This window comes from uncultured Nostoc sp., assembly GCF_964247315.1.
Lineage (GTDB): Bacteria > Cyanobacteriota > Cyanobacteriia > Cyanobacteriales > Nostocaceae > Nostoc.
Window position 1 is genome coordinate 18,268 of the sequence record NZ_CAXTTT010000033.1, and the last position, 13,209, is coordinate 31,476.

General features: G+C 42.3%; 12 protein-coding genes. 4 read left to right on the top strand and 8 right to left on the bottom strand.

Features of this window, described 5'->3' with window-relative positions:
* Nucleotides 1-8: 8 nt before the first annotated feature.
* From ACFE93_RS12195 to ACFE93_RS12210, 4 genes are all read right to left on the bottom strand, one after another.
* A complete protein-coding gene (locus tag ACFE93_RS12195; protein WP_375473541.1) occupies nucleotides 9-452 on the bottom strand; it encodes an SRPBCC family protein in 444 nt (147 codons plus the stop codon).
* 62 nt (nucleotides 453-514) lie between these two features.
* Nucleotides 515-1,954: a 9,9'-di-cis-zeta-carotene desaturase gene (gene zds, locus ACFE93_RS12200; protein ID WP_375473542.1), complete on the bottom strand. Its 1,440-nt coding sequence runs from the start codon at nucleotides 1,952-1,954 to the stop codon at nucleotides 515-517.
* Between the two features lie 276 nt (nucleotides 1,955-2,230).
* Nucleotides 2,231-2,407, bottom strand: coding sequence for a CopG family transcriptional regulator (locus ACFE93_RS12205; protein ID WP_289798878.1), 177 nt, complete (start codon nucleotides 2,405-2,407; stop codon nucleotides 2,231-2,233).
* A 1,691-nt stretch (nucleotides 2,408-4,098) separates the two neighbouring features.
* A complete protein-coding gene (locus tag ACFE93_RS12210) occupies nucleotides 4,099-5,730 on the bottom strand; it encodes a DUF6930 domain-containing protein (RefSeq protein WP_375473543.1) in 1,632 nt (543 codons plus the stop codon).
* Between the two features lie 320 nt (nucleotides 5,731-6,050).
* Here ACFE93_RS12210 and ACFE93_RS12215 point away from each other — a divergent pair, with 320 nt between their 5' ends.
* The 3 genes from ACFE93_RS12215 (at nucleotide 6,051) to ACFE93_RS12225 (ending at nucleotide 7,392) form a co-directional block, all read left to right on the top strand.
* Nucleotides 6,051-6,407, top strand: a complete 357-nt coding sequence (locus tag ACFE93_RS12215; RefSeq protein WP_292857252.1) for an iron-sulfur cluster assembly accessory protein — start codon at nucleotides 6,051-6,053, stop codon at nucleotides 6,405-6,407.
* Between the two features lie 170 nt (nucleotides 6,408-6,577).
* A complete protein-coding gene (locus ACFE93_RS12220; protein ID WP_322674253.1) occupies nucleotides 6,578-7,000 on the top strand; it encodes a hypothetical protein in 423 nt (140 codons plus the stop codon).
* 146 nt (nucleotides 7,001-7,146) lie between these two features.
* A complete protein-coding gene (locus tag ACFE93_RS12225) occupies nucleotides 7,147-7,392 on the top strand; it encodes a hypothetical protein (protein ID WP_375473544.1) in 246 nt (81 codons plus the stop codon).
* 74 nt (nucleotides 7,393-7,466) lie between these two features.
* On the opposite strand, the gene ACFE93_RS12230 is transcribed toward ACFE93_RS12225, so the two are convergent.
* Nucleotides 7,467-8,432 carry a TIGR01777 family oxidoreductase gene (locus ACFE93_RS12230; RefSeq protein WP_375473545.1) on the bottom strand — a complete coding sequence of 322 codons (966 nt, stop codon included), beginning with the start codon at nucleotides 8,430-8,432 and terminating at the stop codon, nucleotides 7,467-7,469.
* Between the two features lie 426 nt (nucleotides 8,433-8,858).
* Here ACFE93_RS12230 and ACFE93_RS12235 point away from each other — a divergent pair, with 426 nt between their 5' ends.
* Nucleotides 8,859-9,206: a hypothetical protein gene (locus tag ACFE93_RS12235; RefSeq protein WP_292786887.1), complete on the top strand. Its 348-nt coding sequence runs from the start codon at nucleotides 8,859-8,861 to the stop codon at nucleotides 9,204-9,206.
* 80 nt (nucleotides 9,207-9,286) lie between these two features.
* Here the strand turns inward: ACFE93_RS12235 and ACFE93_RS12240 are convergent, their stop codons facing one another.
* From ACFE93_RS12240 to ACFE93_RS12250, 3 genes are all read right to left on the bottom strand, one after another.
* Nucleotides 9,287-9,775, bottom strand: a complete 489-nt coding sequence (locus ACFE93_RS12240; protein ID WP_375473546.1) for an FHA domain-containing protein — start codon at nucleotides 9,773-9,775, stop codon at nucleotides 9,287-9,289.
* A gap of 167 nt (nucleotides 9,776-9,942) precedes the next feature.
* Nucleotides 9,943-12,552 carry a heavy metal translocating P-type ATPase gene (locus ACFE93_RS12245; RefSeq protein WP_375473547.1) on the bottom strand — a complete coding sequence of 870 codons (2,610 nt, stop codon included), beginning with the start codon at nucleotides 12,550-12,552 and terminating at the stop codon, nucleotides 9,943-9,945.
* Between the two features lie 324 nt (nucleotides 12,553-12,876).
* Entirely contained in the window at nucleotides 12,877-13,137 is a 261-nt protein-coding gene (locus tag ACFE93_RS12250; RefSeq protein WP_375473548.1) for a hypothetical protein, read from the bottom strand.
* Nucleotides 13,138-13,209 lie beyond the last annotated feature (72 nt).

Here is a 13,209-nt window from a genome sequence, read left to right on the forward strand (position 1 = left end):
TATCTATATCAATTACCTTTAACATTCAACGCGTATTCTTTAAACCTTTCCAAATCAGCTTGAATCGTTGATTCAACTATCCGCCCCAAAAATAAGTTATCCATAATTTTGCCAAGAAGTCCGGGGATGGCATAGGAAATGGTCATTTTGACAATGCTACTATTCTGGCGATCGTAAAAGCGAATCGCTCCCTGATTCGGCAAACCATCAACCGATTCCCATTGAATAATTTGGTTGGGAATAACTTTGAGAATTCGGGATTGCCAAGTAAATTCTAGACTGCCCGTCTTTAGTTTCCAAAGAGATATATCTGGATTATCTGGCGGAATTTTCACCGAATCAATCCACTTCATCCACCGGGGCATTTGCTCCAAATCAGACCAGAGGCTCCATACTAAATCTATGGGAGCCTCTACTTCTACCTGCACAGTATGCTCTAACCAGTCTGACATTTCTTTTGTTCCTTCTCTACGAGATGCTTTGCGATCGCGTTATTTGCACTCTTTGGAGTTCGTTATTTCTTTAAACTCTCCAAAATCACTTTTGCCGCACGTCGTCCAGAAATAGTAGCACCTTCCATGCTGTCGATATAGTCTTGCTGAGTATAACTCCCGGCAAGGAAGAAATTATCTACTGGTGTTTTTTGGTTGGGACGGTACGCATCCATCCCTGGCGCTTCCCTGTAAAGAGACTGAGCAAGCTTTACAACACTGTACCAAGTCATATTTAGCTCCCGCGACGAAGGAAACAGTTCATGGACTTGCTTGAGAACATGGTGTGCGATCGCTTCATTACTTTGGGCAATAAACGGATCTCCCGGTGTCAGCACTAGCTGTAACAAAGACCCCTGTCCTGGGCGATAATAATCCGCAGGGCTAGTCAACGCTAAATCGGCAAAACAAGAAAAGTCAGCATCGGCTGTGTAAAGTAAATTATCGATTCCAGCCGCATGGTTTAGCTGTTTGCGTTGCTCTCCATCGTTCAGTTCTGTTACCCAACCATCAAAGCGTAACTGCACTGTAGCCACTGGCACTGCATCCAGTTTGTAGATATTGTCAAATTCTGACCACTTACGCCACTCCTGGGGTAGGATGCGTTGAATTCCTGGAACATCACAGGCAAAAACGTAAGCATCAGCTGCGATCGTTTCTACTGCATCACCTTGGGAAACTACTATACCAGTGACACGGGTTTGTTCGGCTGACTCAGTAAACTGAATTTCTCGAACTTGTCGGCGCGTGTAAATTTTGGTGCCTCTAGCTTCCAGATATTCCAGAATCGGCTTGTGTAAATATTCAGATGGAGAACCTTCTAGCATTCGCAAAACTGAAGCTTCAGTTCTAACTGCAAATAGCTGGAATATGGTTAACATACAACGGGCAGACATATTTTCGCAATCAATAAATCCCAATGCGTAGGCAATCGGGTTCCACATCCGCTTGATGCTGCCATTACTTCCACCATGACTGCGGAACCAATCGGCAAAGCTAACTTTATCTAAATTGCGGATAGTTTTCATCGCCCCATTAAAGTCTACTAATCCGCGAACTATCGGACTAGTACCCAAAGCGATCGCATTTTGCAACTTATCCTGCAACGATAGTTGAGAAGTAGTGAAAAATGCCTTTAAGCCATTGAAAGGCGCACCTGTAAGAAAGCGAAAATCTAAAGCACCAGTGCGCCCCCCTTTATTAATAAAAGTGTGGGTATGTTCCTTGAGGCGTAAGTTTTCTAACACCCCCACTTTTTTCATTAAGTCAAATAGTTGGTAGTAGCACCCGAAAAATACATGCAACCCCATTTCTAGATGGTTGCCATCTCCATCAACCCAACTGCCAACTTTACCACCGACAAACGGACGAGACTCAAAAATCTCTACTTCACAACCAGCATCAGCTAGATCTACTGCGGTTGCTAGCCCAGCCAGTCCCGCACCTACGATTGCAACACGCATTCCGTCGTTCCTTTTCAGTTTCTTTACAGATTGTAACTGGGTTGGTGTCGGAATTTGCTACTTAATATCAACTCCAGCAGTATATTAAGGCTTGCCAATATCTATACTAAAACTTCTTTGATTACTTTTTTTAATTCCGGTAAATGACCAGACGCGTTTTTATCGCGTCTGTATCATCTAGACAAACTTTTGTCCATAGTGACGGACTCTCAAAAGTATCAGAGATATTTTTTTGGTGCCAAAGCAGTTTTTTGGATAAGTTGTGAAAGTAACTTCTTAGTTGTTTGCATCTTTATTGTCGTCAGAGACAGGCAAACTTCTAATCAGTTCACGAATCACGTCAGTTGCAGGTCTACCTGTTTGTTGGCAATATTTTTCTAGTTTTTCCGCTTCCTGTGTTGCAAGATTAACTGTTATGCGTTTAACGGCCCATTTTTTATTTGTCATTATCATGCTATCTGCTGTATATTTAGATGGTCGAAAGAGTCTAAATTAAAGAGGGAACCGATAAGGTTATCAGAGTTTGTCTCACGAAACAAGTAATACCATTAATATTAAAAATGTTTGTTTTGTCAAAGGATTGATCATTTTCTAAAAAAATTAAAATACTACACTTTATTTGTTACTCTTGTGACAGCATAAATAGCACATAGTTGCTTTTGAAGATAATAACCCTACTAACAGCATGAGTAAAGCCTGACAATGAAATTTTATAAAGGAATTCGAGACATCTACTGTTGACTCAATGAAGATTTCCAAAGTTATTCTCCATTGAAACCATTTGACCTTCTCTCTTCTCTCAAGTTTGTCAAACCCACTTGGGGAGAACATCTGCTAGAACACCAATAAAATAAAGCTTCAGAATCATTATCATGCTGAAATGCTCCCTTTACAGGTGGGTTAGAGTGGTGTATACAGAGCGTGAATAGTGACTTAGAAAGCGGGCAAATAAGCGATCGCTTTAAAACAAACACCCATCTCTAACCAAGAAATTAAGAGCTACTTGAACTGTTATGAATTTTGGTTTACCTGGATCAAGCTGATTGCTTTTCAGTGCCAAGATAGTAGCCACAAAAAAAGAGGACAAAACTCAGTAGACTGAGTTTAAATTGCCAAGCAATTTTGGTAAATTTTGACAGCAATACCTGTAATTTTACACAGACAAATTAACCCATCACAAATATGATGTTACTTGACTGTTGCCGATACTAATATTTTAGTTTTGTTTCATACTTTTATAATAACTTATCGTCACAATGGAATAAATTTTTGCATATTTTATCTTCCTTCCAGCGATATAACTTGCCTGAAAATCAGCATGTTTTTGCGATTTTTCCTATTCATCCATCTGGAGGTTATGTGAATCCTTTTTAGCCAAGTAGGGCACTATAATTTTGCCATAAAATATTTTCCTCATATTTAAGCCAAGATATAAAATACTGTCAATCAAATTGTAATTACAATTATTTCTTATTTGGTAAGTATACCTATAAAAAGAATCGTATATTTTAATTTTTTCGGCAGTGTGTTTATTATAGCTATTATTTACGTGCTTTAAATAATCTTCATTTAGACATTAGCAAAGCTGTTTTTTCTCCTTTATAAAAAAATTACAAAGAGAAAGATATATATCTGAACTTTTGCTTAATGATATTGATATATAACAGGATGCTAAACTCAAAAACTTGTTAAAAAAAAGCTTCCAATATCTAAGTGCATCAGTAAGTTTGATTCAAGTAGTCTTTGTAGACAATATTTTAAAGCTTTGTAGTTCTTTATACAGGAGAGCATTCGCATAAAAAGACTAGAAAACTATAAAAATACAGGTACTTCATGAAATTTAGATAAAGTTAGCTTTCAAGATTGGTACGCCTATCAGTATTGACATATACATGAATATTCATTACAAAGTGCCACGCCCTGATAGGTACGCGGATGACGAAGACTGAGTGGAACCGGAAACGCTCTGCCTCCGGTTAAAAGACTACATACAAGGGATGGGAGGGGTAAACGTTAACAGACAGACAAAGCGTTACCCTTTTCCTCTCTTAAATGCAATTTCAGTCAATATGCCAATCAAATAGACATCAACTTAATTTCTCATACCGAGAATTTTAGATTCAGGATTGCAGTAATTCATGCAATTAATCAAATTTAAGTTGGTGCATAAGTTGGAGAGTGCCAATACCTAAATTTTTTGGTGAAAGCGATCGCCCTTCAAACAAAGCCATCATATCTCGTAACTGAGGATTGCCACGGGAGGCTCCCGTTAGTCCTTTGGCAATGATTAAACCACAGTAGCCCTTAGTATTTTTACACCGCTGATTCCATTTTTTTCGGGCTTCGACATGAATCGGATCTTCATCTAAAAATTCACCGAATAGGAACAATTCGCCATTTTGAGTTTGCAATAAACCCAGGTCGTAGCGATCGCCATCAAAAGGATCAGCACCTGGATTAAAGCAAATTGCTCTCAATCCGCCTGCTGCTTCAATTCTTTCAATTACAGTCTTCGCCTTAGGCCGGGAGGTTTGAATTAAAATTACCGGCAAACCATCACCCACTTGTTTGATTTCACTAGCCTGGTGGTAGCTGACCCCCTTTCGTAGAGAATCCAACATTTCCCAGGACACTACACCTAAGCTGAGGAAGGAATCTTCTGGTATCAAGTCATCTCGCAATGATTGGAAATCAAGATTGTCAATCTCGCGATCGTCAATACCAAAGCCTGTCATTTCCTCTAATTCTGCTGCTAACTGCGGCATGGTAGAGACTGTCACAGCTACAGATTTAGTTGATTCTTCGGACTGCGGCAGAGAAATGCGATAGCGACGGCTGAGGGTAGGGAAGATGTCCTCATGAAATTGGCGACGGTGATCGCGAATAAAGCGACTCAGGCTTTCGATCGCAACCAAGATTACCAATGCTTCTTCGTCATACAAAAGAGACCGTAGTCCTTCTAAGGGGTGGATATTACCAAAAGTAGGGTCAATTTCTGATAATGGCAGATCCGCCAAATCATCTTCTTCGTCGTCATCTTCATCAGTTTCGTCAACGCTCTCAAAAGTGAGAAACAAGCAATCTTGCTTGAGGAACGCTTCTTCTAGATGCTCTGTTGATTCTTCATCTATTAGAACTGCGGCACGAAACTGTTTTAAAGACTCTTCTGAGCGATAAAACAAAATCCCATACTCCATTCCCAGCATTCCCATGACTGAGGCGTAGAGTGTGCCAACATCCCACTTATTAATTTCGATTGACAAAATTTGCTGTTCTTCCAAAAATTCCCAAGGTGCTGCTTGCCAAATTGCAAATGCTTTCTCTCGCAAGATTTGCGCGTACTGTGGGGGTAAATCGGGGGTTTGACTATCGAGGATATCAGCGAATCCACGAAATAGTTCGTCAATTAAAGGCAGTTCTGGCGCGTAGTCAATGGCGATATCTAAATCTTGTAGCACTCCCCGCAGGTAAAATTGGATCTCGCGGTCTTTGACTACAATTCTTTGGGGTCTAGCGGGTCTTGCTGGACTCTGAGGATGCTCCATTGCTTGCATTAAGGTGCGAACTATTGCTTCTGGGCCGATATCTGAAGCTACCACATCCATTCCTCGAACAACACCTTGGGAGTAATCTACCCAAAGAATGCATTCTCCCTTTGCCTCTGAATCTGACTGCTGGTTTGGTGATGACAACGGACGGCGATCGCCCTCCCATACAGAAGGAATTTGAGTTAATTTCTTCAACCGACGACTGGTAGAGCGATTAAAACTTGTCATAGAGATCAAAAGAAGCAATTTGGAAGTAAACTTTGGGGGCTAGCTAGCCTGGGATTAAATTTTTATGGCTGCACCTGAAGGGTGGTTGCTTCTCAGGCTGCCGCAAGGCTTGAATTTCAAAAATACCGAATGTATAAACACACTGAGTCTCTCAATTCTAGAATAGAAATCTTTGGCTACTTTTGACGGAGTGTTTACAATTTGGTATCTAGTAACATCTAAGCCGCTAGAATGAATACAAAAACACCAAGAGCAACCCAGAAGCATTAACAAGCCGATATAGGGTAAAGCTTATACTAATTAAGGAGTTGAAAAATCAGATGACACAAGCAATTGAGGCTCAACAACGCGGAATTCTGTTGAGCGAAGCCGCATTGCACCAGGTAAAATCCCTCCGGGACAAGCAAGGCACAGACTTGTGCTTACGGGTAGGAGTGCGTCAGGGTGGGTGTTCTGGGATGTCTTACATGATGGACTTTGAAGACACTAGCAAGATCGCCCCTCATGATGAAGTTTTTGACTATGATGGCTTCAAAATTGTCAGTGATCGCAAGAGTCTGTTATATCTCTACGGTTTGATGCTCGATTACAGCGATGCCATGATTGGCGGTGGTTTCCAATTCACTAACCCCAATGCTAATCAAACTTGTGGTTGCGGCAAGTCATTTGGGGTGTAATATTGTCAGTTGTCATTTGTCCCGGGTTATTGGACGAAAGACAAATGACAAACGACCCTTCGGGTGACGCTCGTGCCTCGCTAACGCTGCGCTAACGCCAGTTGCTCATGGGGGAAACCCCCAAGACCGCACTGACTCACCAATGACTAATGACTCATGATTAATTTACTATGACTCAAACAGTTGAATCCCTGTTTGATACAGGTTTAGAACGCTATAAAGCAGGAGAATCAGCAGAATCTTTAATCCCCGTGTTTAAAGAAGTGTGCGATCGCGCTCCTAAAACTAGTGCAGCTTGGGTTTGTTTAGCGTGGTTGTATCTACTCGATAACAAACCCAATTTGGCTTACAAAGCTGGACAGAAGGCAGTCAAGTTAAATCCACAAGATCCCCAGGCTAGAATCAATCTCGCCTTAGCAATGCTGGAAACAAAGCAAAAAGGTTTGCGCGAACACATTGACATAGCACAGCAATTGATTTTTGTCAACGAAGAATGGAGTGATGAAATAAAAAATAGTATTGAGGACGGTTTAAGTAGAAAACCAGATTGGCAAAGTTTAACAAAAGTCAAAAATTGGCTGTTTGAAAAGTAAAGGATAGGGAGTGGGGACAATAGGGACAAAGGAAAAATTATTGAATCAGTCTCTCTCTTGTGTACCTTGTTTCTTGCTAATACCAACTCCCCATTCCCAATTCCCATTCCCCAATCCCCAATCTTCCTCCATTCTCCACTCCAATCATGAAAGATAAATTGTTAAATTGGCTAAACATGGTTTTAGTCGCCGATGTTTTTTTGGTTTTGTTTGGCTTTGGCTGGTTAGCGATCGCAGCGATCGGTGATGCCGCAGGAGTAAACCTGGGTTTGGATTTGTGGCATCAACTGTGGCAACCCGTGTTTAACCCAGCAATTGGCATCCTCATGGGTGGTGCCATTCTCAGCGGTATTATCAGTTGGGTTTCCAAAAAATTTCTTTCTAATCAATAATCAAAAAATGGGACATGGGGCATTGGGCATGGGTTATTCTCCTTGTCTCCCTCATCCCCATTTCCCAGTTCCTTTTAATTAAGAATTTGTGTTAATGCCGATTGCAAATTAGGATATTTGTACTCAAAGCCAGTTTGCACGGCGCGTTTTGGGATAACTTGCTGACCTTCTAAAACTACTATCGCCCCGTCTCCTAAAAGAGCTTCTATCGCAAAACCAGGAACAGGCAACCAAGAAGGGCGATTCATCACTTGTCCCAAAGTTTGGCTTAAATCTGCCATTCTGACTGGGTTAGGGGCAGTAGCATTATATACACCTTCTATTTCCGGTTTAGTTAAAGCTTCCAGAATTAGGCTAACTAAATCGTCTACGTGAATCCATGAGAACCACTGCCTACCACTGCCAATAGGCCCGCCAGCAAAGAGTTTGAAAGGCGGAATCATTTTACCTAAAGCACCACCATTGCCCAGAACAATCCCAAAACGCAGAATTACCAGTCGCACACCAGCATCTTTTACTTTTCTCGCTTCAGCTTCCCAGGCTTGGCAGACCTGGGCAAGAAAATCGTTACCAGATAGACTGGTTTCATCAAAGGTAGCAGTTTCACTGGTACCGTAGTAGCCAATAGCCGAAGCATTAATTAACACAGAAGGGAGGCAGCGCGTTGCGGGGGTTCCCTCCGTTGTAGCGACTGCCGGTTTAGGATTAGCGTTGGCTATTGCTTCAACTATTTTTTGTGTACCTAACTTTCGGCTATTGAGGATTTGTTGTTTCCGTTCTGGTGTCCAGCGTCCTTCACCAATAGGTTCTCCTGCCAAATTAACTACGCCATCACAACTAGCGATGACCCTTTGCCAAGAACCCGATGCATTTGGTGTATAGGCAACAATTTCTACATTAGGCAAAGCTTCAGATGGAAAAACCTTTTGAGCAAAAGTGGTATTCCGAGTTAATACTACTATTTTATGACCTTCTTTGTGTAATCGTTTTACCAAACGACTACCGACAAATCCTGTTGCTCCAGTAATTGCGACTTTCATTTTCTACCTCAGCCAAACCTTTATTGTAAAGTTTTTGATCAAACTTTCAGCTTACCAAAGAAGGCAGGAGGCAGGAGGCAGGAGGCAGAAAATATATTTATTTTTTGCCCTCTGCCACTTTTTTCTAGATCGAGTAAATTTATTTATGTTCGCGGAGCGTGTCTTAGACAAGAAAGAATAAAATATATATTTCGAGCGGAAAGCGCCACAAAAAATACTGCGTCCTGATTGAAACCCCGTTCAGCTGACGCTCACGGAACGCCTAAATTTATTTATGGGGTTTACTTCCTGCCTCCTGCCTTCTGCCTCTTCATTGACTGATATCTGGTAGTACCTGCTCTCAAAAACTTTGATTTTTTAATGACTTTATATTTAGATACTTCGGTATTATAGGATGGACAGAGTGTTGCAAGGCTTGGGGCTATTATGGCTCGCTATACCTGTTCATTTATTGTTTCTGTTCCTAGTGACCATCTGTTGCCGTTACTTGTAGAACTTCTACAGGACTGTCAGTTGGATATTCAATATCACACAGCCGAATATATTATCGGTCGTGAGGTTCCTGGAAATGTTCCTTTTCCTAAATTAATAACAGTAGAAGTACTGATTGATAAATCAAAATCTACTGAAACAGAAACCCGGATGAGTATTGTGATTAAAAATGAAGAACTACCAATTCACTTAGATAATTACTGCCGACAAATGTTTGAGTTAATCAAGCAAGCTATTGAAAGTAGCCGCCATTGGCATTTGATTGAAAGTATTGCAGGATAGCTTTGGCGATTGAATTCATACTCCCACGGCTTAAAGCCGTGGAAGTGTCAGACTGTGATTGGTAGTTATAATTCACTCTCTTATTCCTCGAAATCCTCGGCCATACCGGGGTTTATTAGTGTAATGTCGTACTCACTCGAATCCGTTTGTCCTAAACGCTGAGTATTTCTTAAAAGGTAATAAATGGCACGTACTTGAGGCCCAAAAACGATCTCATCTTCATTTCTAAGCTCGTGGGCTGGTATCTTGCGTCCATTAATCATCAAGCCGTTGGAACTAGGTTTACCTTTGGCATCGCCATCTACAATCCGGTAATAGTAGCTATGACTATTATGCTCTCGTGGCAATCTCACTAATGTGGCATGGCGGCGGGAGACAAACTGCGACATTAAACGGATATTACATTCGCGGTCTCTACCAATAGAGTAGACGGGGTGCTCTAGAGAAAATTCTTTGCGACCTTGATCGTCTTCAATAATCAGTAGATGGTTTTCATTGGTTTCAGCTGCCATTGACAAATCGGTGGAACTGTAATTGATTAAAATTTGTTTTGTATCGTATCTTGCCATTTTCGCGCACCATCAGTCTGTGGTGCTAATCTAAATAAGCTTTAAAATTGCATAATACCTTGAAAGAGTAGAACATGGCCGTTCTACTCCAGTAGCTATGATAGCTTTGGTAAGTGTCTCAAAGAGCTTTATGAACTGATAAAAGTTGAATACCGACTCAGTTTAATCTACAGACGATGAGCGAATCGCCGTAATAATATTGAGTTGGTAACGACGCTAACAGAGCTAAAAGCCATTAATGCAGCAGCACCAGATGGGTTAAGCACAACACCCAGACTAGGGAATAAAACACCTGCTGCTAAAGGAATGCCAAGTGTATTATATGCAAAAGCCCAGAATAAATTTTGGCGGATTTTATTGAAGGTGGCGCGACTAAGCTGAATAGATTCGACAACATCGTTTAGGCGATCGCGCATTAGGATAATTTCAGCAGTTTCCATCGCCACATCTGTCCCGGAGTGTAAAGCAATTCCTACATCAGCTTGGGATAAAGCTGGAGCATCGTTGATTCCATCTCCAACCATTGCAACTACCGAGTGCTGAGTGCTGTTAGCGGTAGCGGGGCGTTTAGCCCGTGCTGAGTGCTGAGTTAGGAGTGAGAAGTTAGGAGTTTTCTTTATCCCCTTGTCTCCTTGTCCCCCTTGTCTCCTTGTTCCTTCTAACTGGAGAGATTGGATTGCCGCTGCTTTTTTAGCTGGGGGAACACCTGCGATTACATCAGCGCTATCTAATCCTAGTTGTTTGGCTATGGCGCTAGCTGCTTCTTTGCGATCACCACTGAGCAACATTACTCGTAAGCCCATCTGATGCAACTTGTCTACAGTGGATCGAGCATCCGATCTGAGGGTATCAGAAACACCAATTAGTCCGGCTAAAGTTCCCCCAATTGCTACACAAACGACTGTTTTACCATCTGTTGCCAAATCTTGTACTACCTGTTGTGCGGTTTCGTTAATGGCAATGCCGTGCCAACTCAACCATTCCCAGTTACCCAGCAATACAACTGTGTCCTCTACCACAGCAGATACCCCTAGCCCTGGTTCCGTGTGAAAGTCTACAGCCTCTGGAATAGATAACTGTTGCTGCTGTGCTTCTTGCTGAATCGCTTTTGCTAGGGGATGGTGAGTACCGCTTTCTACGGCTGCTGCTAGTTGGATTAGGGAGTAGGGAGAGACGCGATTAATCGCGTCTGTACTGGGGAGTTGGGAGTGGGGTTGACTACTCCCTATTCCCCATTGCCCCTTATCCCCAGAGGGGGCCCCGAGTTCCCCATTCCCCATTTCCTCAATTAACAGACAATCTGTGACGATGGGATTACCTGTGGTGAGAGTGCCAGTTTTATCAAATACTACGGTGTTTAACTGGTGTATTCTTTCTAAAACGTCGCCACCTTTGATTAACAGCCCCCGTTCTGCGCCCATAGCAGTCCCAACAAGAATGGCTGTTGGTGTGGCAAGTCCCAAAGCACAGGGACAGGCGACTACCATAACTGCGATCGCTAGTTTTAAACTTATTAATAAGGAAGAGTGGGGAGTTGGGAGTGAGGAGTGGTGAGCGTGGCTGATCATTTCCATGCCATCAGACATGGTGATATCAGTCCAGAAGTGAGTACCGAAAAAGTACCAAAAGACAAATGTCAATACAGATGCTGTTAGTACCCCATAGGTAAAGTAACCAGCTACTGTATCTGCTAATTTCTGTACTGGGGCTTTCCGAGTTTGGGCGGCTTCTACTAAGGCAACAATTTGAGCTAGAGTTGTATCACTTCCAGTCCGGGTTGCCTGGATAGCGATCGCTCCTGACTGGTTTAGCGTCCCTCCTGTCACCATATCTCCTGGTTTCTTGATTACTGGCACTGCTTCCCCAGTTAGCATTGATTCATCAACCGTTGTTTGACCAACCACTACTTCACCATCAACGGGGATTTTATCACCTGGCAGCACTTGTAAGCATTCACCGACACGCACTTGTTCAGCAGGAATCTCAACACTAGAAGAACCCATTCCGGCTTTCTCTGGGTTGGCAATCAATCGCGCTAAGAGTGGCTGGAGTGCTAGTAATTTCCTAAATGCAGCAGCCGCGCGACCTCTAGCTTGTTGCTCTAATGTCCTTCCTAAGAGAATGAAACCCAGCATCATTACTGGTTCGTCAAAGAAGCATTCCCAACCCAATTGGGGAAAAAGCAGCGCTACTAAACTAGCAATGTAGGCTGTCAGCGTTCCTAATCCCACCAGGGTATTCATGTTAGGCGCATTTCGCCGCCAGCCCAGCCAGCCATCTACTAAAATTGGGCGACCGGGTATTAACAGCGCTACTGTCGCCAGTCCACAGTGAAACCAGATGTTATTTAGCACTGGCAGCACTGAGCTACCAAGATTACCAAAATGTCCACTTCCCGACAATATCAGCAACACCGCAGCGATCGCCAACTGCCATAGAGAAGAACGCATTTCTCGGCGTTGTCGTTCTGCTGGGTTTGGTAAGGTCGATATTTCGCCTGCTACTGTGCCATTAGCTTTTCGGGGTTGAGTCGGGAATCCAACGGCTGTTAATCGCTGTGCCAGTTCATCTGCATCTACCGCACCAGTTTCTGACTCTACAACTGCTACCTCTGTGGCCAGGTTCACACAGGCACTCTTGACTCCTGGATGTTGGGTCAGTTGTCGCTCTACTGCGTTCACACACCCAGCACACTTCATACCCCCAACATCTAGAATAATCTTCTCTAGGATTGGGTCAAGTTCTTGGGCTGGCTTAGTTTTCGGGACAAGTTGCATGGCTTGTGTTTAGATTCGCTACAGAAATTCAACGCCTGACTAAAAGCGTCTCTAATTCGAGCGTAGGCGAAATATGGAACTATGACTCAATGTCAACCATATTAAAATTATTAATTTATAAGAAGAATTCAGTACGCTGAGTAATGAATATTGGTTTAAATCTTGCCCCTTGTAAGTGAAAGCGAATTCACAACCTATCGCCTTAAAACTCTATCCCATACTTACAAGACGCTGCACGAACATGGGTGAAGCAGCCAAAATTCAGAATTCTGGCTGCTTTTTCTCGTACTTTGTTGAGCATCAAGACTATCGCTGCACTTTAATTCAACGTTCCAAGTTCCCAGATTTATCTCTAGATTTCTGAATTTTGAATTTTAAATTTGGAATTTTTAATTCCCCTACAGGAGGTTGACAGTTCCAACGTCGATAAGTGACATAAATAATAGCTGCCACCTGTATTGGCGCGATCGCAATCAGATTTTTTAAGAAATAGTTGATTTCTAAATGAGACATAACACTAAAATATCCTAAGCCTAACAAGAAGAACATTCCCCAGTTAAGCTGTTTAGGTTTGAGAATGAGCATATCAATAAAAATAAATATAGGAGGTAGAAGTGCTGTATAACTTCTGCTAAAGGTAAAGGGTGAAGAGGAAGG